The 25,255-nt window shown below is 65.6% G+C and carries 17 protein-coding genes and 1 pseudogene; 6 read left to right on the top strand and 12 right to left on the bottom strand.

The window, feature by feature from the left end; translation table 11 throughout:
* Positions 1 to 43 precede the first annotated feature (43 nt).
* Together HT579_00765 and HT579_00760 are read left to right on the top strand one after the other, a co-directional pair.
* Complete coding sequence (locus HT579_00765; GenBank protein QKS27622.1) at positions 44 to 2,362, top strand: DNA internalization-related competence protein ComEC/Rec2; 2,319 nt, start codon at positions 44 to 46, stop codon at positions 2,360 to 2,362.
* A 545-nt stretch (positions 2,363 to 2,907) separates the two neighbouring features.
* Positions 2,908 to 3,378 (top strand): YaiI/YqxD family protein, encoded by a 471-nt coding sequence (locus tag HT579_00760; protein ID QKS31420.1) that lies wholly within the window; start codon positions 2,908 to 2,910, stop codon positions 3,376 to 3,378.
* Between the two features lie 256 nt (positions 3,379 to 3,634).
* Here HT579_00760 and HT579_00755 read toward each other — a convergent pair.
* Positions 3,635 to 3,790, bottom strand: a pseudogene (locus HT579_00755) (DUF2092 domain-containing protein).
* A gap of 229 nt (positions 3,791 to 4,019) precedes the next feature.
* Here HT579_00755 and HT579_00750 point away from each other — a divergent pair.
* Positions 4,020 to 4,562 carry a hypothetical protein gene (locus HT579_00750; GenBank protein ID QKS27621.1) on the top strand — a complete coding sequence of 181 codons (543 nt, stop codon included), beginning with the start codon at positions 4,020 to 4,022 and terminating at the stop codon, positions 4,560 to 4,562.
* On the opposite strand, the gene HT579_00745 is transcribed toward HT579_00750, so the two are convergent.
* The 9 genes from HT579_00745 to HT579_00705 form a co-directional block, all read right to left on the bottom strand.
* A complete protein-coding gene (locus HT579_00745; GenBank protein ID QKS27620.1) occupies positions 4,496 to 6,079 on the bottom strand; it encodes a hypothetical protein in 1,584 nt (527 codons plus the stop codon). The genes HT579_00750 and HT579_00745 overlap by 67 nt on opposite strands.
* Before the next feature lie 213 nt (positions 6,080 to 6,292).
* Positions 6,293 to 6,457 (bottom strand): hypothetical protein, encoded by a 165-nt coding sequence (locus tag HT579_00740; protein ID QKS27619.1) that lies wholly within the window; start codon positions 6,455 to 6,457, stop codon positions 6,293 to 6,295.
* A gap of 460 nt (positions 6,458 to 6,917) precedes the next feature.
* Positions 6,918 to 7,697, bottom strand: coding sequence for a ParA family protein (locus tag HT579_00735; GenBank protein ID QKS27618.1), 780 nt, complete (start codon positions 7,695 to 7,697; stop codon positions 6,918 to 6,920).
* A 119-nt stretch (positions 7,698 to 7,816) separates the two neighbouring features.
* Positions 7,817 to 8,524: an alpha/beta hydrolase gene (locus HT579_00730; protein ID QKS27617.1), complete on the bottom strand. Its 708-nt coding sequence runs from the start codon at positions 8,522 to 8,524 to the stop codon at positions 7,817 to 7,819.
* A 78-nt stretch (positions 8,525 to 8,602) separates the two neighbouring features.
* Positions 8,603 to 9,697: an isocitrate/isopropylmalate dehydrogenase family protein gene (locus HT579_00725; GenBank protein ID QKS27616.1), complete on the bottom strand. Its 1,095-nt coding sequence runs from the start codon at positions 9,695 to 9,697 to the stop codon at positions 8,603 to 8,605.
* A gap of 429 nt (positions 9,698 to 10,126) precedes the next feature.
* Entirely contained in the window at positions 10,127 to 10,990 is an 864-nt protein-coding gene (locus HT579_00720) for a prepilin peptidase (GenBank protein QKS27615.1), read from the bottom strand.
* The gene (locus HT579_00715; GenBank protein ID QKS27614.1) at positions 10,990 to 12,228 is read right to left on the bottom strand and encodes a type II secretion system F family protein; all 1,239 of its coding nucleotides are present in this window, start codon (positions 12,226 to 12,228) and stop codon (positions 10,990 to 10,992) included. The genes HT579_00720 and HT579_00715 overlap by 1 nt, the downstream gene beginning before the upstream one ends.
* A gap of 13 nt (positions 12,229 to 12,241) precedes the next feature.
* Positions 12,242 to 13,957, bottom strand: a complete 1,716-nt coding sequence (pilB, locus tag HT579_00710; protein QKS27613.1) for a type IV-A pilus assembly ATPase PilB — start codon at positions 13,955 to 13,957, stop codon at positions 12,242 to 12,244.
* Positions 13,958 to 14,184: 227 nt separating this feature from the next.
* The gene (locus HT579_00705) at positions 14,185 to 16,473 is read right to left on the bottom strand and encodes an NADP-dependent malic enzyme (GenBank protein QKS27612.1); all 2,289 of its coding nucleotides are present in this window, start codon (positions 16,471 to 16,473) and stop codon (positions 14,185 to 14,187) included.
* A gap of 401 nt (positions 16,474 to 16,874) precedes the next feature.
* Between HT579_00705 and HT579_00700 the strand changes: the two genes are divergently transcribed.
* Positions 16,875 to 18,923, top strand: a complete 2,049-nt coding sequence (locus HT579_00700; protein QKS27611.1) for an elongation factor G — start codon at positions 16,875 to 16,877, stop codon at positions 18,921 to 18,923.
* 28 nt (positions 18,924 to 18,951) lie between these two features.
* Complete coding sequence (plsB, locus tag HT579_00695) at positions 18,952 to 21,465, top strand: glycerol-3-phosphate 1-O-acyltransferase PlsB (GenBank protein QKS27610.1); 2,514 nt, start codon at positions 18,952 to 18,954, stop codon at positions 21,463 to 21,465.
* A 147-nt stretch (positions 21,466 to 21,612) separates the two neighbouring features.
* Here plsB and HT579_00690 read toward each other — a convergent pair whose 3' ends face one another.
* Entirely contained in the window at positions 21,613 to 22,293 is a 681-nt protein-coding gene (locus HT579_00690) for a transglycosylase SLT domain-containing protein (GenBank protein ID QKS31419.1), read from the bottom strand.
* 517 nt (positions 22,294 to 22,810) lie between these two features.
* On the opposite strand from HT579_00690, the gene HT579_00685 reads away from it, so the two are divergent.
* On the top strand, positions 22,811 to 24,124 hold the full coding sequence (locus tag HT579_00685; protein QKS27609.1) for an HlyC/CorC family transporter: 1,314 nt from the start codon (positions 22,811 to 22,813) through the stop codon (positions 24,122 to 24,124).
* A gap of 19 nt (positions 24,125 to 24,143) precedes the next feature.
* On the opposite strand, the gene HT579_00680 is transcribed toward HT579_00685, so the two are convergent.
* Positions 24,144 to 25,247 (bottom strand): YeeE/YedE family protein, encoded by a 1,104-nt coding sequence (locus HT579_00680; GenBank protein ID QKS27608.1) that lies wholly within the window; start codon positions 25,245 to 25,247, stop codon positions 24,144 to 24,146.
* Positions 25,248 to 25,255 lie beyond the last annotated feature (8 nt).

The raw sequence follows: 25,255 nt of genomic DNA, 5'->3' as shown, positions 1-25,255 counted from the left end.
AGGAACCTCGGCTGGCAGTCGCAACAATCTGCTCTAATGCGCCATGCGCAGCAACATCCTCGCCTTTGCCGTCGGTGTCGGCCTCCTGCAGTTGCGGGAGGCACTGCCCTTCTGGCCACCCCTCGTCACCTTGCTGCTGGCCGCCCTGCCCGTGCTGTGGCCGGCCTGCCGGCGCAGCTGCTGGGGGCGGGTGCTGGTGCTGCTGGCGAGCGCCCTGCTCGGTTTCTCCTGGGCCGCGCTGCTCGCCGGGCAGCGCTTGCTCGATCAGCTGCCGGTAGACTGGGAGGGGCGCGACGTGCAGGTGGTCGGTGTCGTCGCAGCACTGCCGCACGGCTTCGAGCGTGGCGAGCGTTTCGCTTTCGCCGTCGAAGCGGTGGAGACGCCCGCTGCCGTCGTGCCGCAGCGGATCATGCTCTCCTGGTATCACGGCTGGCTCGAGGACGAGTGGCGCGAAGGTCTGAAGATCCGTCCTGGCGAGCGCTGGCGCTTCACAGTCCGCCTCAAGCGTCCGCATGGCAACGCCAATCCGCTGGCTTTCGACTACGAGGCCTGGTTGTTCGAGCGCGGCCTGCGCGCCACCGGCTATGTTCGCCCGCACGCCGCCGCGCAACGACTCGAGGCCTTCGTCCTGCAACCCGCCTACGTGATCGAGCGCCTGCGCGACCACCTGCGCCAGTCCTTCTCCCACGTGCTCGGCGACGCTGCCTACGCCGGGGTACTCATCGCGCTCGCCGTCGGTGACCAGCAGGCGATTCCCGGTGAGCAGTGGCGGCTCTTCCGGCAGACCGGGGTCACGCACCTGATGTCGATTTCCGGTCTGCACGTGACCATGGTGGCGGCTCTGATCGGCGCTCTGGTCGGCTGGCTGTGGCGGCGCAGCGAAGGGCTGCTGCTCGCCGTACCGGCGCAGAAGGCGGCGATCGCTGCCGGCTGGCTGGCGGCCTTCGGCTACGCGCTGCTCGCCGGCTTCGCCGTTCCGGCGCAGCGCACCCTCTACATGCTTACGGTGGTTGCCCTGGCTCTGTGGTCGGGGCGCAACTTCGGCGCCAGTCGCAGCCTGCTGCTGGCCTTGCTGCTCGTGCTACTGCTCGACCCCTGGGCGGTGCTGGCGCCGGGTTTCTGGCTGTCGTTTGCCGCCGTCGCGCTGCTGTTCTTCGTCGGCACGGCACGCCTCGGAAGCGGGCGCGGCTGGGGGGCGATGCTGGCCACCTGGGGCGCGACGCAGTGGGCGGTGACCATCGGCACGCTGCCGCTGCTGCTGCTTCTCTTTCAGCAGTTCTCGCTCGTCTCACCGCTGGCCAACGCCTTCGCCATCCCGCTGGTCAGCTTCCTCATCACGCCGCTGGCGCTGCTGTTCGTCGTCGTTCCCTGGCCGCCGCTGCTCCTGCTCGCGCACGAGTTGCTGAGCGTCCTGATGTCGAGCCTCGATTGGCTGGCCGCGTGGCCACTGTGGGAGCAGCCGGCACCGCCGTTGCTGGCCACTGTGCTGGCGCTGACGGGTGTCATCTGGCTGTTGCTGCCGCGCGGCTTTCCGGCCCGCTGGCTGGGTCTGTGCCTGCTGCTGCCGGCACTGTTGTGGCCGGCAGCGCAGCCAGCCCGCGGCGAGGTCTGGGTCGAGGTGCTTGACGTCGGCCAAGGCCTGGCGGTCGTCGTCCGTACCGCCGACCACAGCCTGCTCTACGACGCCGGACCGCTGTACAGCGCCGAGTCCGACGCAGGTCAGCGCATCATCGTTCCCTACCTGCGGGCGCATGGGGTGCGACGAATCGACACGCTGATCGTCACCCACCGCGACAAGGATCATTCCGGTGGCGTCGTCGCCGTCGAGGAGGCGCTGCCGATCGCACGCCGGCTGTCGTCGGTGCCCGAACTGCAGCCAGAGCCCTGTGTCGACGGCCAGTCGTGGGAGTGGGATGGGGTGCAGTTCAGCATCCTTCATCCAGCCGCCGCCGACTACGAGCGCAAGGCCGTGCGGAGCAACAACATGAGTTGTGTGCTGCAGGTCAGCAGCGCCTGGGGCAGCGTCCTGCTCACCGCCGACATCGAGGCGCGCGACGAACAGGCGCTGCTCGCGCGCGCCGCCGCCGGCCTGCGCAGCGACGTCCTGCTGGTGCCGCATCACGGCAGTGGAACGTCGTCGACGCTACCGTTCATTGCCGCCGTCGGCGCGCGCGAGGCGATCATTGCGGTCGGCTACCGCAACCGCTTCCAGCATCCGCGGGCCGACGTCGTCGACCGTTACGGCGGCGGCCGGCTGTGGCGGACCGATCGCGATGGCGCGGTGCGCGTCAGGCTGGCGGCGGCAGGGCTGTCGCTTTCGGCGTACCGCGGTGAGTATCGGCGCTACTGGCATGGGCAGTGATTCGGCGGCTCGCTCTGGTTGCAGGGAAGGCAGCGGTGCCCTCGATCTGGGGCCCGCTGACGCCTGCAGAACCTGGGTTCCATCCGGGAAAGCCTGCCGGCGGCGTGCCCACTCAGTTGCCGGTACCAGGCCGAGCTTTCACGGATCAGCAGTGCGGCGATCCGCTCGCAAAGCGCGCAGCCGTTGGTGACGAGCAGCGCATCGCCGGCAGGAGTGATTCGCGATGCGCTGCACGACTGGGCGTACAAGCGCAGCGCGCGCCAACAGGGGAGCGCCGAGCTGCGCCAACTCTGGCAAAAAGCGATGCATGACAAGGCGCCAGGCGTCTCGGCTGATGCGATGCTCGACCATCTCGAAAGCAAGTACCGGGCGATTGCCGAGGCTACAGGAACGAAGGGATGCGGCTGGATGCCTCGCGCTTCGTCGAGGGTGATCTGGGCGACATTGCGGCCTGGCTGGTGCAGGACCATCCACACCGCGCCGCCACGTTCATCCCGGGGCGCGGGGGTGCTATTGTGGCGGTCCCACTGGAGAAGCCTCCCGCCATGAAGATCTGGGTCGATGCCGACGCCTGTCCAGCCGCGATCAAGGACATCCTCTATCGTGCGGCGAACCGCTTGCAGCTCCATTTGACGCTGATCGCAAACCAGATGTTGCGGCCACCGCCGTCACCCTGGATCCGCGCGCTGCAGGTTCCGGCAGGATTCGATGTCGCTGATCGCCGTATCGTCGACGAAGTGACGGCAGGCGATCTCGTCGTCACCGCCGACGTGCCACTGGCGGCGCTGGTGATCGCAAAAGGCGCCCGCGTGCTCGATCCGCGTGGCGAACTGCTCGACGCAGGCAACATCGACGAGCGGTTGGGTATGCGCAATTTCCTCGAGGGCCTGCGCAACAGCGGCGTGGACACCGGTGGGCCGGCCACCTTCTCGGCCGGCGACCGACAGGCCTTCGCCAATCAACTCGACCGCCTTCTGGCGAGCCGGACGTGCCCTCGGCCGCCAGCCGCCAACTGACGGGACAGCGGATGCGGGCAAGCTGCCCGGCGAGCGGGCGCGATGAGGACGGGGTCGGCGCCGCCCATGCCCGCGTCACGGCAAGCTGCCGGCGATCGTAGCAGCCTTCCAGGGCGGGGCTACGCTGCAGTATGTCCCTCCCCGTGGCACGGCCGGGCGTTGAATGACGACCCTGCGATGCCCGGAAGGGGCGACACCGCCGACCTCGGCGCGGCGGACTGACCACCACGTACCGGGGACGCGGCTGCCGACAATCGGCTCCCCGGAGGAATCGGTCCGAGGGCGGTACCTGCACCCCATACCGGGCCTGGAGCTGGCCGATCATGCCGTCGATGCTGTCCGCCACATCTGCTGTGGCGCAGTACCTGAGCGCCGGCGTGCACAGTGTGGCCGTGCGGGCCTGATGGAACAGTTCACCTCAATCGGCCATGCCGTGACGACAGACCAAAGCACGAGTCGCCTGAAAACGAGGGCTGTGCCTTCTTGCCTGCGTTGCCGGCTCTTGGCCTGGCCGCCCGACAGGCTGATACCATCGCTGCATCATGATCCAGCGCACGCCGCGGCCTGGGCGCTCGATGTCGGTCAGCCGGCTCTCTCGCTCCTGACGTGAGCGAGGTCATCGTTGCCGGGCAGCTCCGCGAATGTCGGCTGATCGCCCTCCCGCGGGCGTGGTCGTCCTGGCGCCGCACGAGTTCGTCGAAGCGAAAGCGCTGGTGCGCTCAGGCGCCGCCGGGCTGTTTGCCTGCAGCGATTGGTGGCGACGCCTCGCCCGTCGCCATCACGAGGCCGAGGCGGTCTTTCGTTCCTGGCGCGAGACCTGGCTGGTGACCAAGTTTGCTGACCGGGACATCACCGGCTGCCTGCCGGCGATCCGCTGTCCGCTGCCGGCCATCCAGGGCGAACACAAAGAGTACGCGACGATGCGCCAGATCGCGTGCGTCGCCGACGCGGCGTCCGAGGTTAGGCTGCTCACGCTTGCGCATTGCCGGCTCTCGACGCAGCGCGATCATCCAGAGGCGGTCATCGACGCCCATCACGCGGCGTGTCGAGCCGCTCGACAGGTCGCAGGCGGGCTGACGACGGAACCCGCCGGCATCCCAGGCCCGGGCTGGTCCGGCTATCGTCGCAGGTACGAGAGAGCCTTCGGCAGCACGACGTTGTTGCCAAAGGCGTCCTCGCCGTAACCGCAGCGGGCAAGGAGGTCGAGATCGGCGAGGACGCGCCTGTCGCCGATGAAGGTCACCGTCAGGTCGGTGCGGATTTCGAGCTGGCCAGTTGCCTGCAACTGGGCAATTTCGGCCACGCTGTTCTCGAGGACGCTGCCCTGGCGGCGGCCGAGCTGGTCGGAGAACTCGAGGGGCTGGCGGTAGAGCATGATCTTCCCTTCGTCGGCAAGGCGGTGCACGATCGCCAGGACGGCCGCCGTCACGGCTTGCGGCGCGCAGAATTCGGCGCAATCGGGATGGACGCGGGCGATTTCCGACGCCAGCCAGCGGCGTTTGCGGGCGTTGATCGTCTCGTTGGCGCGAAAGAGCTCGAAGGGCGAGGCAGCATCGAACAGCCGGTCGTCCAGCCGCATCTGCACTGAACTGCCGTAGTAGGCGACGATGCGCGCCACCAGGTTGGACGGGCGGACGTGGAAGCCGCGATAGCTCGGCACCGGACAGTCGAGGCGTCCCGGCTCTGCGTAGCGGCGCAGGATACCCTGGCAGAGGCGCTGGCCGCCAGCCAGGTAGTCGCTGGAGAAGGCCATGGCGTAGCCGAAAAGGGTTGCCATGGTGGCGTCGGTATCGACCACCGGCCGTTCGCGGAGAACCGCGTCGGCCGTGCGGGGGTTGGCGTGCCGTTCGTGGTAGTGGGCGAGGTCGGTGGCGATCTCGAGCAGGTGGTAGATGACACTGGCGTGACCGCGCAGGATCGGCAGGTCGCCGTCGGCGCTTTCGCTGGATGTGCCGGCAACGTGCGTGTCGTAGAGGGACTGCAGGTTGTGGAAGCGAAAGGTCAGCTGGCGCAGACGTTCCTCGCTGACCGGGTCGGGGAAGCAGGCGGCATGGTCCTCGGGAGCGACCTGTGCCGCTGCTCGCAGCAGGTCTCCATCGACTGCGAGATTGAGGAACTCAGTTGCCAGGCGGGGGACCGTGGTGGCTGTGTCGCTGCTGATCCGGTCGCCGCGGTCGCGGGCCAGGCGGCCCGCCGGCTGCGCGTCGTCGTTGCAGACGGGCGGCGGCGCGATCGTCGGCAGTTCGATGCCGACTGCCAGCGCTTCCTCGACCAGAGCGGCAGCGACTGCAGCGACGACTTCAGTCAGCCGGCGCAGCCGCTCGTCGGTCGCCGTCGGGAAATCGCCGGCGACCGGCAGGAGCCGGTAGCTCGGCAGGCGGCGCTGCATGTGGGCCAGGACCTCGCCGATGCGGGCGAAGTTCTTCAGCGACGCCACCAAGGCGCGGAACCTGCTCCAGCAATGATTCTGGTGCGCGCCATACTCGTCGAGAAGGGTCTCCATCTGCCCGGCTTCCAGCAGCAGGCGACCGACCAGCGGCCGTGTCAGGAGCGCTTCGCCTGCACGCATGGCGGCGAGTCCGCTGGAAAGTTCGAGCAGAGTTTCGCCGCGCCGCTGGACCAGGGTGCAGAACTCGCGATCGCCGATCACGGCGTCGTCCGCCGTACTGGCTGCGGAAATGGATGGTGTCGATCGGTCCAATTCGTCTCCCCTTCGCCCGGCGTCGGTTGCCGGGCTGGCGGGCGACATTTTGCGACGAATCAGCCGCCGGCAGCGCAACAAAATTGCGGTCCGAGCAGCACATGGCCGGGCCGTCGGCGTAGCTTGTGCGCCGCACCGGCAGACTGCCGGGCCCGGGAACAAGTTGCTCCTGCGGCTCCGATGCGCCGACGACCGCCACGTGCTACCGGGGCCTCACTCGACCGTGACGATGTCGCCCTGCATCGGTATCCCGATGGCGATCAACTTGCCCTGCGTCCGTGTGGGAAGCGGAAACCTGTCGATCGTGCGTGAAAGGTCATCGACCAGGCCGGCAAGGTCTGCCTCGCAGATCTTCAGGTGCGCGTGTGCCGACTTCATGTCATCACCCGTGTATCGACAGGGTCCTCCGGTACCGGCGCAGACTTGCTCGACGAGCAGCATCTTCAGGGATGTTGGTGTTGGCGAACAGTCCGTTCGCTCGCTTGTCGGCGTCGACGTTGGCGACGTCGTCGTCCACCACAGCGGTGATCCTGGGCTGGTCGCCCAGGTGATCGTACAGCGAAGGAACTCGTGCCCCGGGCCCGGCGGCGCAGGCGGCAGGCGCCAACAGAAGGCGGTTCCCAGGCTCAGACTTGACAAGGCGTCGCTGGTCTTCTCCTCTGGGGTGTCTGCGGCATCTCAGAATGCCGCCGCAATGCCTCCGTGGCAGGGGAGGAGTCGCATATCGGGATGCAGGTAGAGTCACCAACGCTGGCGCTGGACCTTGCGCAACATCGGTCTCGGTGAGCCGTGCCGGAGGGCATCCGGTCTCGTCGCTGCCGAGGTCCCGGCGGGTAGGTCAGGACTGCGGTGCCGACGGGGACAAACTGTCGTAGAGTGCGGTGAACTCGGCGCTGAGCTTGTGCCGCGGGTCGAGGTGGATCATTGGCCTGGCCAGGTGATGCGATTCCCGGATCTTGATCGACGCGGACAGGAAGGTGGCGAGGACCGGCAGCCCCTCGGCGCGCAGTTCATCGACCAGCCGGAGAGGCAGGTTGGCGCGAGCCTGGTACTGGTTGACGACGATGCCCTCGATGCGCAGTCCCTGGTTGTGGTCACTCTGGATCTCGCGCACGCTGTCGAGGAGGGAATAGAGCGCGCGCCGCGAGAAATCGTCGCAGTCGAAGGGGATCAGGCAGCGATCGCCAGCAATCAGCGCCGAGCGGGTGAAAAAGTTGAGCGCCGGCGGGGTGTCGATATAGACCTCGTCGTAACCTTCGAGCTTCTCCAGTGCCTCGCGCAGCTTGTACATCTTGTAGCGTGATTCGAGCTTGAACTGGACTTCCTCGAGGCGCCCGTCCGACGGCAGCACCGTCAGGTTGGCGTAGGGCGTCGGCACGACATAGGCGGCGAGCGCTTCGGGAAACAGCCTGTAGCCCAGGATGTCATCGAAGAAATTTGCGAGAGTCTTCTTCTGTTCGTCGAGGGCCGGCCCCAGCACGTAGCGCGACGCATTCGCCTGCGGGTCGAGGTCGATCAGCAGCGTGCGCCGACCGCGGGCGGCGGCGACCGCCGCCAGGTTGCAGGTGATGGTTGATTTGCCCACACCGCCCTTCTGGTTGAAGATCACTCTGCGCACGCCATTCACCCCGGCAATCGTAAGGAATTCCCGCAAGTGTAGCCAAGTCAGGAAGCGACGTCGACAGCGCGTCCCGTCGGCGGCGTGCGCAGCGTCCCGGTGCCAGGCTTCGGCCCGTCTCAGAACGCGTCGGCAAGCACCCGGTTCAACCAGCCACCGATGTCTTCCAGTTCCTCCAGGCAGACCGAGTGCGCGGTCGCGTAGCCATGCCACTGCAGCTTGTAGCCGTGCGTCTGCAGCAGCTTGGCCGACCGCTTGCCCAGATCGTACGGGATCACCGGGTCGGCGCGGCCATGCGCCATGAAAATCGGGACGTCGCTGTTGGCCGTTTGCGCTTCGCTTGCCAGCGTGTCGGGTTGCGGCAGGTAGCAGGAAAGCGCCAGGATTCCGGCCAGCCGCCGCGAGTGCCGCAGACCGCTGTGCAAGGCAATGACTCCGCCTTGCGAGAAGCCGGCCAGGACGATGCGTTCGTCCGGGATGCCGCGCGAATTCTCGCGCGCCAGCAGCGCCTCGACCTGTCGCGCTGATTCGCGAACGTGCTTGCCTTCCTCGCGCCCTGGCGCGAAATCGGGCGAGACGATGTCGTACCAGGCGCGCATGACGAAACCACCATTGATCGTGACGGGCCGCATCGGCGCGTGCGGGAACACGAAGCGCACGGCTGGCAGCTGATCGAAATCGAACTCGTCGACAATCGGCTCGAAGTCGTGCCCGTCGGCACCGAGGCCGTGCAACCAGATGATGGCGCACTGCGGCGAGTCGCCTGTCGTTCGTTCGACCGCCGGCAGCACGGTGGCGGTCGCTGCAGTTGGCTCACCGTCGATCATCGATCAAGGCTCCGGATGGTTGTCGTCGGCCGGCATTCTAGCACCCTGCGGAGTCCTCCCGCGGAGCGCGGCGACGCTTCAGGACTTGCGAATCTGTGCCATCACCGCTCGCGTGATGGCCTGCGTGCCATCCTGCCCACCGAACTCGATCGGGCAGACGAGCGTCAGCGCCTTGTCGACGGCGTGCTCGATGATGCGCGCGCCATGCGCCAGCCGCGGTTCGCCATGGCGGTCGGCGAGCCAGTCGAGCATCAGCGCCGCCGAGAGTATCTGTGCGACCGGGTTGGCTATCCCCTGCCCCGCGATGTCGGGTGCGCTGCCATGGGCAGGCTGGAAGACAGCGTGCTGGTCGCCGATGTCGGCCGAGGGAACCAGGCCGAGGCTGCCCACGAGGCCGGCAGCGAGATCGGACAGAATGCCGCCGAAGGCGTTCTCGGTGAGGAGGACGTCGAAATCCCAGGGCGACCGGACCAGGTTCATGGCGGTGGCATCGACGTAGGCATGTGCCGCCTGCGTCTCCGGGTGAGCGGCTGCCACTTCATCGAAGAGCCTGCGAAAGAAAGCCATCGATACCAGTGCGTTGGCCTTGTCAACGCACAGCACCCGGCCGGGCCGCCTGCGGTTCCGGGCACGTCGGGCAGCGACGTGGAACGCGAACTCGGCGATCCGGCGACTGCCACTGCGCGAGATCGTCATCGTCTCGCGGGCGATGCTGTCTTCTTCGACGGTGCCGCGCGGTCGCGGCTGCAGGAGGCCCTCGCTCTGCTCGCGAATCAGGACCAGGTCGATCCGCGCCGCCCGCTTGTCGACCAATACACAGGGCAGCCCGGGGTAGCTGCGAACCGGTCGCAGGCCGGCATAGAGGTCCATTGCCGCGCGCAGATCGAAATGGGTCGCTATTTCGGTGCCGTCCGGGTATCGCACGTCGGGGAGACCGATGGCGCCGAAGAGAACGGCGTCTGCTTGCTTGCACTCGTCAAGTCCTTCCTGCGAGAACGCGATGCCGGTCTTCTGGTAATGCGCCGCGCCGCCTTCGAGGTGGCGGAAGTCGAAGGACAGACCCCCGAGTCGTTCACGCAGGACGTCGAGAACCTGCAGGCAGGCTCCAACGACCTCGGGGCCGATGCCGTCGCCCGGGAGGACGGCGATGTGGAAGCATGGGTCTCTTCTCATCCTCTTGATTCCTCTTTCTCTTCACGTCAGACCGACAACCGGCCGCAGGCTGGCGGACCGATCCTGGCGTCGTTGTCCAGCCACCGATGATACACCGCGGCGTTCGCGCGGCATGCTTGCGGCGGGGCGGGGCAGCCGTGTCACGAGGGTGTCGCCTTGTCATCGAGGATCGGTGAAGCCGCACTTTCGTCGAAATCGCGACCGTCGGTCAAGATCCGTGCTGCCAGTCCGGTCCCGACACGATTCCTCGCGCAGCGCCGTCCTGCCCCTTGCAGCGCTTGCCGCGATCAGCGCGCAGTTGCCCTGCGAGCGATCATCGCCCGGCCGATCGATCGGTCGACGGGTGGCGGCGCTCATGCCCGACGCAGCAGGTTCTGCGACGGCTCCGTTCGCTGCCACCACGGCGTTCGGCCCAGCACCGGCGACGGGTCAGAGTAGCCCGACGTAGGCGCGCGTCAGCGGCTTGCCCCAGTAGAGAGCGAGGAGCCCGGCGATTGCCAGATAGGGCCCGAAAGGGATCGGCACGCTGCGCCCGCGCCTGGCGAGGACGATCAGGGCGATGCCGACCACGGCGCCGAGGAAGGAAGAGAGCAGGACGGTCAGCGGCAGGAGTTGCCAGCCGAGCCAGGCGCCGAGGGCCGCGAGCAGCTTGAAATCGCCGTAACCCATTCCCTCCTTGCCGGTGACGAGCTTGAACGCCCAGTAGATGAGCCACAGGAAGATGTAGCCGGCAGCCGCGCCGACGACGGCCGACTGGAGATCGGTGAACGTCGCCGAAAGGTTGAACAGCAGTCCAGCCCAGAGCATGGGCAGGGTGATCGAGTCCGGCAGCAACTGCGTGTCGAAGTCGATGCAGGTCAACGCGATCAGACACCAGCTCATCAGCATGGCGCCGAGGGCGTTCCATCCGGGTCCGAAATGATGCGCGGCGAAGGCGCAGAGTAGAGCGCTGACGATCTCGACCAGCGGGTAGCGCAGCGAAATCCGGGCACTGCAGGCGGAGCATCGGCCGCGCAGCAGAAGCCAGCTGACAACCGGGATGTTCTCGGCGGCGCTGATCTGGTGCGCACAGACCGGACAGCGAGAGCGCGGCCTGAGCAGTGAGAACGGCTCCGCCGCCGATGTTGGCTCTTCACCGCGCAGCTCGGCACAGTGGGCGCGCCAGTCGCGCTCGATCATCCGCGGCAGGCGGTGGATGACGACGTTGAGAAAGCTGCCGACGAGCAGTCCGATCAGGCCGCTGAGGAAGGTGAAAAGCAGAGGGTCGACCTCGCCGGCGAGGATGCCCGGCATTACCCGACCACGGCACCCAGCTTGAAGATCGGCAGGTACATGGCGATCACCATGCCGCCGATCAGGACCCCCAATACGACCATGATCATCGGTTCCATCAGGCTTGCGAGTGCCTCGACCGCATCGTCGACCTCCTGCTCGAAGAAGTCGGCCACCTTGCCGAGCATCGAGTCAAGAGCACCGGACTCCTCGCCGATTGCCACCATCTGATTGACCATGTTCGGGAACAACTGTGTATTCTGCATCGCCGTCGTGAGATTGGTGCCGGTGCTCACTTCGTTCTGGATCTGGCGCGTGGCGGCCTTGTACACGTAGTTTCCGGCGGCGCCGCCGACGGATTCGAGCGACTCGACCAGAGGCACGCCGGCCGCGAACATGGTTGCCAGCGTCCGGGTCCAGCGGGCGATGACCGACTTGCGGATGACATCGCCGAATACCGGCAGCCGGAGGAAAAGACGGTCGAAGGCGATCTGCATCGTCTCCGACCGCTTCCAGGTGTAGAAGAAGGCGTAGATCGACAGGCCGATGCCGCCAAACAGCAGCCACCAGTATTCGACGACGAAATCCGACATGCCGATGACGATCAGTGTCGGTGTCGGCAGATCGGCACCGAAGCTCTTGAACACCTCCTTGAAAGCCGGGATGACGAAGATCATGATCACCGCCGTGATGATGAAGGCAACGACGATGATCGCCACCGGGTAGAACATGGCAGCCTTGATCTTCGATTTGATGGCGATCATCTTCTCCTTGTAGGTGGCCAGGCGATCAAGGAGCGTCTCCAGGATGCCAGCCTGCTCACCAGCGGCCACCAGATTGCAGTACAAGGCGTCGAATTGCACCGGATACTTGCGAAAGGCCTGCGAAAGCGAACTGCCGGTTTCGACGTCGGCCTTGATGTCGAGGAGCAGTTTGCCGACCGCCGGGTTGTCGTGGCCACGGCCGACGATCTCAAAGGTCTGCAACAGGGGCACGCCGGCCTTCATCATCGTCGCCAGTTGGCGGGTGAACAGCGTGATGTCCTTTTCGGTGATCGTGCGCCCGCCCCGGAAACGCTGCCGCGTGATCTTGCTGACGAGAATGCCCTGCCGTCGCAGGGTGGCCTGCACGACGGTCTGGCTGGAAGCACGCTGCTCGCCGCGTACGACCTTGCCGGCCTTGTTCTTCCCCTCCCAGAGGAAAACGAACTCCTTGACTTCCGGTGGGATCTTCTTCGCAGGTTTTGCTGCAGTCGCCATTCTTCCCTCGTCTTCAAGCGTTGGTGCTGCCGAGAACCTCGTCGAGAGAGGTCAGCCCTTGCTTCACCTTCAGCAGGCCGGCACGGCGGAGATCGATCACCCCCTCTTCGCGCGCCTGCAGCGCAATGTCGCGCTCGGTGCCGTTCGCCATGATGATGCGCTGCATCGCATCGGTGACCGGCATCACCTCATAGAGGCCGACTCGTCCCTTGTAACCGGTTCCCTTGCAGCGGTCACACTCGCCCGGACCGTAGAGGGTCCAGGTTCCGTCCAGATCGTCTTCCTCGAAGCCCGCGTTGAGCAGTGTCTCGACCGGCGTCGCAAGCTCCCGCCTGCAGGTGCAGAGGCGCCGGACGAGTCGCTGGGCGGTGATCAACAGAATGCTCGACGCCAGATTGAAGGTCGGGATTCCCATGTTCATCAGGCGCGTCAGAGTCGCCGGGGCGTCGTTGGTGTGCAGGGTCGATAGCACCATATGACCGGTCTGCGCTGCCTTGATGGCGATCTCGGCAGTCTCGATGTCGCGGATTTCACCGACCATGATGATGTCCGGATCCTGGCGAAGGAAGGCCCTGAGGGCAATCGGGAAGCTGAGCCCCGCCTTCTCGTCGACATTGACCTGGTTGATCCCGGGCAGCGGTATCTCGGCAGGATCCTCAGCGGTCGCAATATTGACACCGGGTCGATTGAGGATGTTGAGGCAGGTGTACAACGAAACCGTCTTGCCCGAACCGGTGGGGCCAGTCACCAGGATCATGCCGTAGGGACGATGGATGGCCTCGAGCAGTATGGCTTTCTGGTCTTCCTCATAGCCGAGAGCATCGATTCCCAGCGTTGCCGTGGCCGGGTCGAGAATCCTGAGGACGATCTTCTCGCCATACATCGTCGGCAGGGTGCTGACGCGAAAATCGATCGCCCGGCTCTTCGACAGGACGAGGCGCATGCGGCCGTCCTGGGGAACCCGCTTCTCGGCGATGTTGAGACGCGAAATCACCTTGATCCGCGAGGCGATCTTCTCCTTGATGACCAATGGTGGGGCCGCGACCTCGCGCAGCACCCCGTCAGTCCGGAAGCGGATGCGGTAGCTCTTCTCATAGGGCTCGAAATGGATGTCCGAAGCTCCTTCGCCGATCGCGTCGAGCAGCATCTTCTGGATGAAGCGAACCACGGGCGCGTCGTCGACCTCGAGCGCCGCGACGTCCTCTGCCTTTTCGGTGGCCTGCTCGTCCGTGAACTCGAGGTTGATGTCCTCGCTCGCCAGGCTGCGCAGCGTTTCCTCGGTTGACTCGGAAAGCCGGGTGACGAGGGGTGTGAGCTTGTTCTCCTCGACGATGATGGGATCCACTGCCAGTCCGGTCTGAAAGCGGATCTCGTCGAGCGCGCGCAGATTGGTCGGATCCGCAATCGCCACGGCGAGGCGATTGCCCCGCTTGTGCAGGGGGACGACGCGATGGGTTGCGATCAGCTTGCGGTCGATCGCGTTCTTCTGGATGTGTGCGTCGTCAAAGGCAGCCAGGTCGAGCAGCGGATAGCCGAACTTGTCGGCAGCAAAGCGCGCCAGTTCGATGAAGCTCGCCTTTCTCGCCGCAACAACCTCCTCGATCAGGGTTGTCTTCCTCGATCCTGCCTGGGCAAGCAAGGCTTCGGCCTCGGATTCCTTGAGTCGGCCGGCTTGGACCAGCGCACGGGCGAAGCCGCTAAGTGGTGAGTGTTGCGGATTGGCTGCCATTGTTGTTTGCGATCGGACCCTGCAACGCGTTGTCGACCATCACATCCCGACTCCAGCGAGACCTCGCCCGATGATGCATTGGCTGAAGGCATTTGTAAAGGAGCGCGGCCGACGTGCGGTCGGGCACCACCATGCGCCGGCCCGGCTGGCACCGGGCTGGATTGCCAGTCGGTGGGTGAGGACTTTCGGCGACAGGCGGGTGACGAGCGGGGAGTGGGCCGGTCGCGTTACTTGTTCGCTGCGTCCACCACCACGAGTGCCGTCATGTCGACCACCCGACGCACGCTCGAGGTGGGTGCCAGCACATGCACCGGGCGTGCGGCGCCGAGCAGGATCGGGCCGACGGACATACCATCGCCACCGGTCATCTTGAGCAGATTGTAGGAGATGTTGGCCGCGTCGAGGTTGGGCATGACCAGAACGTTCGCTTCGCCAGTCAGTGGCGACTGGGGGTCTGACTGCCTGCGAATCGCTTCGCTGAGCGCACTCTCGCCGTGCATCTCGCCGTCGATCTCCAGTTCGGGCGCGCGGGCACGAATGAGCGTCAGGGCTTCGGCGACCTTGCGAGCGGCGGCAGTTTGCGACGAGCCGAAGTTCGAATGCGACAGCAGGGCCACTTTCGGCCGGATCTTGAAACGGCGCACGGCATCGACCGCCATCAGCGTGATCTCGGCCAGCTGTTGCGCGTCGGGGTCCTCATTGACATGCGTGTCGCAGAGGAAGAGCGCGCGGCCGGGCAGCAGTACGTGCGTCATCGCCGCCATGGTCGTACACCCCGGCGCCTTGCCGATGATCTCGTCGACCTGCCGCAGATGGTGCGCAAAACGCCCGGCAAGTCCGCAAATCATTCCGTCAGCGTGCCCCAGGCGCACCAGCATGGCGCCGATGATCGTATTGTCATTGCGCAGGCGCGATTTCGCGATGTCGATCGTTACCCCGTGTCGCTTGCGCAGCTCATGGTAGGCCGTCCAGCAGTCACGGTAGCGGGTGTCGCTGTTGGGATCGACCACCTCCAGTTGCGAGCCGACGCGCAGCCTGGATCCGATGCGCTGCAGACGCGCGGCGATCACGTCCGGGCGGCCGATCAGGATCGGCCTCGTCAGACCCTCGTTGAGAATTGTCTGCGCAGCACGCAGCATGCGCTCGTCCTCACCATCGGGATAGACGATGCGGGTCTTGCGTCCGCGTCTGGCCGCGGAGAAGATGGCGCGCATGCCGACACCGGTCTGGTAGACGAACTCGCGGAGCTTTTCGCGATAGGCGGTGAAGTCGGCTATTGGCCGGCTGGCGATGCCGGCGCTCATTGCCGCCTGTGCCACCGCCGGTGCGATGGTGGTGATCAGCCGGGGATCGAAGGGCTTGGGAATCAGATAGTCGGGGCCGAAGGTGAGCTGCTCGCCGGGATAGGCCATCGCCACTTCATCACTGACTTCCTGTTGCGCCATTTCGGCCAGCGCCCTGACGCAGGCCATCTTCATCTGCTCGTTGATGCCGCGTGCGCCGACGTCAAGTGCGCCGCGAAAGATGAAGGGGAAACACAGGACATTGTTCACCTGGTTGGGGTAGTCGGAACGACCGGTGGCGATGATCACGTCCGGGCGCACCTCCCGCGCCAGTTCAGGCATGATCTCCGGGGTCGGGTTGGCCAGTGCGAAGACGATCGGCTGCGCCGCCATGCGCGCCAGCATCTCCGGCTGCAGCAGTCCGGCCGCCGAGAGCCCGAGGAACACGTCGGCACCGTCGATCGCTTCGGCGAGGGTACGCGCCGCGGTGTCGCGGGCATAGCGTGCTTTGGTCGGTTCCATGTCCGCCTCACGCCCGACGTAGATCACCCCCTTCGAGTCGCAGACGAGGATGTTCTCGCGCAGCACGCCAAGCTCACACCACAGGTTGAGGCACGAGATCGCCGCCGCACCGGCACCCGAACAGACCACCTTCACGGCCGCTGCCTGCTTGCCGGTGATCTTGAGTGCGTTGAGAATCGCTGCCGCCGAGATGATCGCGGTGCCGTGCTGGTCGTCGTGGAAGACCGGGATCGACATGCGCTCCTTGAGTCTGGCCTCGATGTAGAAGCACTCAGGTGCCTTGATGTCTTCCAGGTTGATGCCGCCGAGGGTCGGCTCCATGGCGGCGATCATGTCGATCAGGCGGTCGGGGTCACTTTCCGCAAGTTCGATGTCGAAGACATCGATGCCGGCAAACTTCTTGAACAGGCAGCCCTTGCCCTCCATCACGGGCTTGGCCGCCAGTGGGCCAATGTTGCCGAGTCCGAGTACAGCGGTACCGTTGGTGATGACGCCGACGAGATTGGCGCGCGAGGTGTACAGGCTCGACGCACCGGCATCCTCGGCGATCGCGTGGCATGCGTGGGCGACACCGGGAGAATAGGCGAGCGCGAGATCGATCTGATTGCCCAGCCCTTTGGTCGGCTGCACTGCGATCTTGCCCGGGGTCGGGTAACGGTGATACTCGAGGGCCGCCTCGCGCAGATCCGCCTGCCGCTGATCGTTTTCCATCGTGCCTCCTGACGCTCTGTCTGTCTACCGTTGCTTCGGCCTGCAAATGTAGCTGAGGCGGGGCCTTTGCAACAACCGGATGCCGTGAGATCGAGTGGCGAAAGGGCCTGCAGCACGTCCAATGCGGCAAAAACACGACAGATTCTCCTCTGTCATGAGGCGCGCTGCCAACCGTTGCCCGGGCGGGACCCGGAAACTCGCCGGATGGGCGGGAACTTGCCCCTCGCCGGCGTTCGTCCGGCGAAACGTACCTCACCGATGCAGGCCCCGCGCGCGACCAACAGACGGGCGCGCGTTGCAGACGTCGCCGCGGTAGAATGTCCGACAAACCCGCAACCGTGATGCCATGGGGTTCTTCTCGGAGTTGCGAGACGCGTTCGACTATCAATGGGAGATGATGAATGGGCCAGACCGCCACCAGTAACCTTCGCACCGTCGCTCTCGTCGGCCATGGTGCTGCCGGCAAGACCTCGCTTGCCGAAAGCCTGCTCGCAGCCGCCGGCGCCATCAGCAGCCGCGGCAGTGTCGAGAAGGGCAGCACCGTCTGCGATTTCGATCCGCAGGAGAAGGAACTCGGGCACTCCCTGCATGCGGCCCTGGCCAGTTTCTCCTGGCAGGGGGTGCAGGTGCACCTGGTCGACACGCCGGGTTTCCCGGACTTCGCCGGGCAGGCGATCGGTGCCCTGGCCGCGGTGGACACGGCACTGGTGGTCATCAATGCACAGAATGGCATCGAACTCAGCAGCGAGCGGATGATGCGCATGGCCGCCGCGCGTGGCGTTTGCCGGATGATCGTCATCAACAAGATCGACGCCGAGAATGTCAATCTGCCGGCTCTGGTCGCCAGCATCCGCGAGCGCTTCGGGCGCGAATGCATGCTGCTAGACCTGCCAGCCAAGCACGGCAGCGAGGTCGTCGAGGTTCTCGGCCATGATGATGGCGAGAGCGATTTCGAGTCGGTGGCGGCGGCACACCGCGCGCTGATCGACCAGATCGTCGAGGAGGACGAGGATCTGCTGGCGCGCTACCTCGAGGAAGGTGTTGATCCGTCCTTGGAAGAACTGCATGTGCCTTTCGAGCGGGCGCTGCGTGCCGGCCATCTGGTGCCGATCCTCTTCGTCTCGGCGCGGACCGGCGCCGGCATCCCGCAACTGCTCGACGTCCTCGCCCGGCTTGCCCCCAGCCCGAGCGAAGGCAACCCGCCGCCGTTTTACCGTGGCGAACCGGGCGGTCCCAGCGAGGCCTTTCAGGCAGAGCCGGACCCGCAGAAACACGTCCTGGCGCACGTCTTCAAGGTGGTCAGCGATCCGTTCATCGGCAAGGTGGGTGTCTTTCGCGTCCATCAGGGAACGGTCCGCAAGGACTCGCAACTCTTCGTCGGCGACGGCAAGCGCCCGTTCAAGGTCGGCCACATCTATCGCCTGCAGGGCAAGGAGTACGTCGAGGTGGACAGCCTGGTTCCCGGCGATCTCGGTGCCATTGCGAAGGTCGATGAGATCGAGTTCGATTGCGTCCTGCACGATTCACATGACGAGGATCACATCCATCTGGTGCCGCTCGAGTTCCCGCAGCCGATGCAGGGCCTGGCGGTGCATGCGCGGCGCAAGGCAGACGAACAGCGTCTGTTCGAGATTTTGCACAAGCTTGAGGTCGAAGACCCCTGTTTCAAGGTCGAACGTCATCCAACAACCAACGAGACCGTCATCCGCGGAATCGGCGAAATGCACCTGCGCGCCAAGCTCAGCCGGCTGGCGCAGCAGTACAAGCTGGAACTCGACACCAAGCCGCCACAGATCGCCTACCGCGAAGCCATCACGGCCAGCGCCGAGGGCCACTGCCGGCACAAGAAGCAGAGCGGTGGCGCCGGCCAGTTCGGTGAAGTGATGCTGCGTGTCGAGCCGCTCGAGCGCGGCGCTGGTTTCGAGTTCGTCGATATCGTCAAGGGTGGTGTGATCCCCGGCGTATTCATGGCGGCGGTCGAGAAGGGCGTGCGTCAGGCGCTCGCCGACGGCGTCGTTGCCGGCTTTCCGGTCGAGGACCTGCGGGTCATTGTCCATGACGGCAAGTCGCACCCGGTCGACGGCAAGGACATCGCCTTCTTTACCGCTGGCCGCAAGGCAACGGTCGAGGCGATCCGTGCCGCCAAGCCGATCATTCTCGAGCCGGTCGTCGATATCGAGATCCTGGCGCCGGATTCGATGACCGGCGATGTCACGGGTGACCTGTCCAGCAAGCGTGGCCACCTGACCGGCACACAACCACGTGGCGTGGGTGTCATGGCGATCAGCGGCGAGGTGCCGCTGGCGGAACTTGAAGGCTATCAGTCGCGCCTCAAGTCCCTGACCGCCGGGCAGGGGTCCTACAGCATCGCCTTTTCACACTACGCGCAGGTGCCTCCGGCAACGCAGCAGCAACTCGCGGCGCAGCACAAGGTTGTCGAGGAGGACTAGCGGCGACTGACAACGGCGTCGCGAGCCCGTGGACAAGGCTTTCAAGCTTTCGCACTGGTTCCTGCCGCTGGCGCGCCGGGTCCTCTATGCCTGGGTACGCACAACGGTCTTCCCGGCGAATCCGCAAGAGCTGCAGCTCGATGCGGCGAAGCCGGTGTGCTACGTGCTGCAAGACAGGCATCTCTCCAATCTCCTGCTGCTTCTTGAGGAGTCGCGGCGCGCCGGGCTGCCGCGAGCCGACTCGCCGCTGCTGATCGGCCGGCAGCGCTGGCCGCGCTCGTTTTTCTTCCTCAACCGCGATCGCAGCCTGGCTGGCAGGGCGCGCAATGGTGACAGTTATTCGGCCTTGCTGGCCGGCCTGATGCATGAGGCCGTCGCTGATCCGCAGATGGACGTCCAGTTGGTGCCGGTGGTGATTCTCTGGGGACGCCGTCCCGACAAACAGGATTCGGTCCTGAAGGCCCTGTTTTCGGAAACCTGGCGCCCGCCGGGCGCCTGGCGACAACTGGCGGCCATTCTCTTTCATGGCCGCAGTGTTCTGGTGCGTTACAACCCGCCGCTATCGTTGCGTCACCTCCTGCAGGGCGGACTCGACGAGGAACAGGCGCTGCGCAAGCTGGCGCGCGTCCTGCGCGTGCATTTCCGCCGCCAGCGGCAGATGGCGATCGGCCCCGACCTGTCGCACCGCAACACGCAGGTCAACGCGGTGGTTGCCGGCGAACGGGTACGCGCGGCGATCGCGCAGGAGGCGCTGACACACGGTATCCCGGTTGCCGAAGCGAGGGCGCGAGCCGGCCGCTTCGCGCTCGAAATCGCCTCCGACTACTCGTATGGAGTCGTGCGCGCCTTCGAGCTCTTCCTGTCGTGGCTATGGACGAGGCTCTACGACGGCATCGAGCTGCACAACTTCGATGCCGTGACACGCATCGCGGCCGGCCAGGAGATCGTCTATGTTCCCTGTCACCGAAGCCACGTCGATTACCTGCTGCTGTCGTACGTCATTCTCCGGCAGGGGCTGACCCCGCCCCATATCGCTGCCGGTGCCAACCTCGATCTGCCCCTGGTTGGCGGCCTGTTGCGTCGTGGGGGAGCGTTCTTCCTGCGCCGCAGTTTCAAGGGTGAACCCTTGTACGCTGCCGTGTTCCATGAGTACCTCCATCTGATGCTGGCGCGCGGCTTTCCGATCGAATACTTCATCGAGGGCGGACGCAGTCGCAGCGGGCGGATGCTGACACCGAAGGCAGGGATACTCGGCATGACCGTGCAAAGCTTCATTCGTGAGCATGCGCGTCCACTGCTCTTCGTGCCGGTGTACATCGGCTACGAGAAGATCATCGAAGGCAGTACCTATCTCGGCGAACTGGCCGGCAAACCGAAACAGCGGGAGTCGCTCTTCGGCGTGTTGCGCAGCGTGCGGTCCATCAAGCGGGTGTTCGGCAAGGTGCACGTGAACTTTGGCCAGCCGCTTGCCCTGGCAGGCTTTCTCGATCAGCATCAACCGGACTGGCGAGACACGGATGGCAACAGCGAGCCGCCGTGGTCGCGCAGCGTCACCCGCAGCGCAGCAGCCGAACTTGCCAAGCGGATCAACGAGGCGGCCGTCCTCAACCCGGTCAATCTGATGGCGCTGGCGCTTCTGGCGACGCCCAAGCATACCGCCGACGAGCACGCGCTGCGGCGAATGATCGCGCACTATGAGGCGCTGGCCGGCGAGATTCCCTACGCGCCGAGCAGCATCCCCTGTGCGCTCGAAGCGGCGGCGATCATCGCCTACAACGAGCGCTTGATGGTCGTCGAACGTTTCGCAGACCCGCTGGGCGATCTGATCCGCGTGCGTGACAGGCAGGCGCCGCTGCTCGCCTATTTCCGCAACAATGTCCTGCATCTCTTCGCACTACCGGCGGTCATCGCCTGTCTGCTGAGCCTGAACCGCAAGCTCGATCGCGCGCGCGTGGTGCAGGCGGCCTCTGGCATTTGCGGACTCATGCGGGCCGAACTCTTCCTCCGCTGGTCGAGCGATGAACTGGAGTCGGCAACTGAGGCGGCGATTCGCGTCCTGGCCGCACGCCGGCTGTTGCTGTGTTCCGCGGGGGAGTCGGAGATCGCTGCGCCGGAAGCGATCAGCGAAGAGTTCGCGGACTTGCATCTTCTCGGCGAGACGATGCGTCCGCTGCTCGAGCGTCACTTCCTCACCCTCGCACTGCTGCAGCGACACGGCAGTGGCCGGATGACCCGGCGGCAACTGGAAGACAACTGCCATCTGCTGGCGCAGCGGCTGTCCCTGCTCTACGAGTTCAATACCTCCGAGCTTCCCGAGAAGGCGACCTTTTCGGCCTTCATTGGAAACCTCATCGAAGCCGATTACCTGCGTGAGGAGGAAGACGATCGGTTGTACTTCGACGAGCGGTTGATGACGCCGTTCGCCCATTCCGAACTGGTTCTCTCACTTGAAGCCAGGCAGGCCATCAGGCGAATCGCCGGTGCCGGAGCGCGCTACCAGCACGGCGTTGAGTCAACAGGACGACAAGCAGACGGCAGGTGAATTCCCTGCGACCTCACCTCAGGCAAGGCGCCGATCCGCCGCAGCCATGGCGAGGATCGGTGGCGACGCGCGGTGCGGGCAGGTGCCGCGGCGTGCAACTGGTTTGGCGGCGCGTGTTGCGGGTCGCTGAGCGGGGGACGCTTTCGCTCAGGCGCGACCTCGGCGTGCCGCCTGCTCGAGCCGTTCCTTCTCCGCCATGACCTTGTTGGCGTAGCCGGTTTCGGGATCATCAGGAGCGCCGCCGTAGTGCTGCAGACCTGCGGTCAGACTGCCACGCCAGCGAATGGCCTCCTCGAGCACGTGGACGCCGACCTGGATGTTCGTGACCGGATCGAGAAACGGCGTTTCGCCCGCGCCCGCCGGGACCTTGTCCAGGTGGTAGCCCGGAATCACCTGCATCAGTCCCTTGGCACCCACCGGGCTTTCGGCGAAGGGATTGAAGCGCGATTCGATGCCGATGATGGCGATGATCAGCAGCGGGTCGACGCGCCGTTCGCGGCCTACCCGCTCTGCCGCCTCGAAAACCGGCACCAGGGCTTCCGGTGCCACGCGGTAGCGCCGCGACACGGAGTCCAGGACTCGATGCAGGCGCGCGGTCAAGATCGGCTGTCGGGTTGCCCCTGTTTCGTCGGTCGGTGTTTCTGGCGGGGTTGCGGCGTCGCTGCTCACAACCGCTTGCGCGTTGTCGGCGGCGTTTCCCTCGATCCAGTGCTTGAAGCTACCGAGAAGCAGCATCAGCCCGACGATCATCAGGCTGTGCTGGAGAAGACTCAGACTCAGGTCGACGCGACGTGCGGTGATGCCTTTCAATGCAATTGTTGCGGACATGCTCTCTCCTTCACTTTGGTCATCGCGCAGGAACGGCAACGCGACGATGGACGGTTGCAGGCGGGTGCAAAGCCTCGAATTCTTGGGGAATGTAACCCCTGAGGCCGGAACTCTGTTCTCGGGAAAAGCTCGGGAACAGGGCGGCAAAGATGCAGCGAAGACGCTACGATCTGTCTCGTTGCTACTGGAGGGCCTCGACTCTATTGATTAATGACGCTTTGGTCAACCCCCTCCGGCGAACGCCAGCGCATGCGCTGGCGTTCGCCGGGCGCCAGACCGCTTGCCGCTGATCGTGCCATGGCCGGGATCGGCGGCGGTGCGGCCAGTGCGCCGTGGCCGCCAGAAAAGGTCCTATAATCTTGACTTGGAGTCTTCGCTCTGGTCCGCGGACCGCGGGCAATCAGGGTCTGATCAGCCGTTTGACCGATCCCGAGAGACATCACCCCTCCCGGCGCAGCGACCTCCATCCGCGCTCTGCCGTGCGGCTGGCGGCGCCGGCCGATTGACGGAATTGCCGATGGACATTGCGCTGTTGCTGCTCCTGATCGTGCTCAACGGCATCCTGGCGATGTCCGAGATCGCGGTGGTTTCGTCGCGTCAGTCGCGCCTGCAGAAGCTGTCCGAGGACGGGCACTCGGGGGCCCGCTCGGCGCTGTCGTTGCAGCAGGAACCGTCGACCTTTCTGTCGACCGTTCAGGTCGGAATCACCACGGTCGGCATCCTCAGTGGTGCCATTGGCGAGGCCACGCTGGCAGCGCCGCTGGCCGAGTGGTTGCGCTCGTTTGCCCTGCTCGCGCCGCACGCCGATGCGGTCGCCCTGACGCTGGTGGTGGTGGCTGTCACCTATTGCTCGGTGGTCGTCGGGGAACTGGTCCCCAAGCGTCTCGGCCTGCTGGCCCCGGAACGTGTGGCGTCGTTCGTCGCCGGGCCCATGGGCGTCGTGTCGCGCCTGGCAAGGCCGCTGGTATGGCTGCTGTCGTCCTCTTCCAGTCTGATTCTGCGCCTGCTTGGCGCGCCCCGGACGCAGGACTCGACGGTCACCGACGACGAGATCAAGGTCCTCATGGGTCAGGGTGCCGACGCCGGCGTCTTCCACGCCAGCGAGCAGGCCATCGTTTCCAATGTCCTGCGCCTCGACGAGCAGCGGATCAGCGCCATCATGACCCATCGCAAGGACATCTACCTGCTCGACCTCAACGACAGCGAAGAGGAAATCCGCAAGCGTCTGGCGGACAGCCCGTACCGACGCATCGTCGTTTGCCGGGATGGTCTCGACGGGATCGTCGGCGTCTTGCGGACCAGCGACCTGCTCAAGGGAGTCCTGCTCGGTCAGCCGCTGACGGTCGAAGCGTTCGTACGGCCCGCGCTCTACGTTCCGGCGAGCGTGACGACGATCCAGTTGCTGGAGACCTTCCGTCGGGCGCATCAGCAATGCGCCCTGATGGTGGACGAGTACGGCGGATTGCAGGGCCTGGTGACGCTTACCGACGTGCTGACGTCGATCGTCGGCGACCTGCCGACGTCCGATACCCCGGAAGAACTGGATATCGTCGTGCGCGAGGATGGCTCGTGGCTGGCCGACGGCAGCGTGTCGATCGAGCGCCTGAAGTCGGTTCTCGGCGTCCATCCGGAACTGTCGGGAGAAGGGGAGAACGCTTTCAATACCTTGGGTGGATTCGTGATGTATGTTCTCGGCAAGGTTCCGCTGCCGGCCGATCACTTCGTGGTGGAGGATCTGCGCTTCGAGGTGGTCGACATGGATCGCCACCGCGTTGACAAGGTGCTGATTGCGCGGGTCCCGGCTGCCGACCGTTTGCCCGCAAGTGGTTGAGGTCTGCGGCGTCGCAGCTTCAGCCGCCGCTTTGCGCCCGCCAGTACTGGTAGCCGAGTGCCAGGTGGGCGCCGGCGATGATGGCGAACAGGCTGAGGAAAGAGCCGGCAGCGAGCGTCGAGACACCGCTGATCCCTTGCCCGATCGTGCATCCCAGTGCGACGACACCACCGAAGCCCATCAGCGCGGCGCCGACGAGATGGTTGGTGGTGTCCTCCAGATCGCGAAAGCCCTCCCAGCGAAAGCTGCCGCTGAGGAGCGAATGGCCGAGGCTGCCAACGACGACGCCGAGCGCGCTGGCAATCGCGAAGCTCACTCGGCGACTGCTGTCCGACCATAGAAGCAGCAGGTCCAGCGTGTAAGCCTGTGGCGCGACGAAGGTCAGCGACTCCATGCGGCCGCTGTTGGTGGCGAGAAAGGCCTCCTGCAGCGTCTCCGGGTTCTCGGCGAGATAGCCCAGATGTCCGCTGACGTACCAGCCGGCGACGACAAGCGCGCCAACGGTGGCGCCGCCCAGGACTTGCGTGGCAGCAAGGCGGGGGCGAGGCAGGAGGACGAGAGCCAGCAGGCCGCCGCCCAGAAGCGAAGCACAACTCGCCAGCGTCGGCCCGTGCGCCAACCCGAGGCTCGCGATCAGGTCGGGGAGGCCCTGACCGGCAGGCAGATGCAATGCGACGCCGTCGAGCACCTCGACGCGGAACACTGCGAGCACGCCGCGCATCGACATGTAGGCGACCAGGCCAAGGACGATGAACACCACCACGGCTTTCACACTGCCGGCGCCGATGCGCACCAGCGTCCGGGCCGCGCAACCCGAGGCGAGAACCATGCCGAAGCCGAAACAGAGGCCACCGACGACATGGGACAGCCAAGGGAGGCTGCGACTGCGGTAGATCGACTTGTCGACATCGATGAGTCCCGTCGAGTGTAGCGCCGCCGTACCCAGAACGGCCAGCGCGATTGCCAGCAACCACATGCGCATGCGACCCCAGTCACCCAGGTTGGCGATGTCGGCAACGGCCCCCATGGTGCAGAAGCGCGTCCAGCCGCTGATCGCGCCAAACACCAGGCCGATGGCGAAGGCGAGCCAGATGACGGTGGCGGCGGGGTCGGCGGCACTCATCGGCGCGC

The sequence above is a fragment of the Candidatus Accumulibacter similis genome (assembly GCA_013347225.1).
In the GTDB taxonomy this organism is placed as follows: domain Bacteria; phylum Pseudomonadota; class Gammaproteobacteria; order Burkholderiales; family Rhodocyclaceae; genus Accumulibacter; species Accumulibacter similis.
This window is presented reverse-complemented; position numbering and strand designations above follow the sequence as displayed.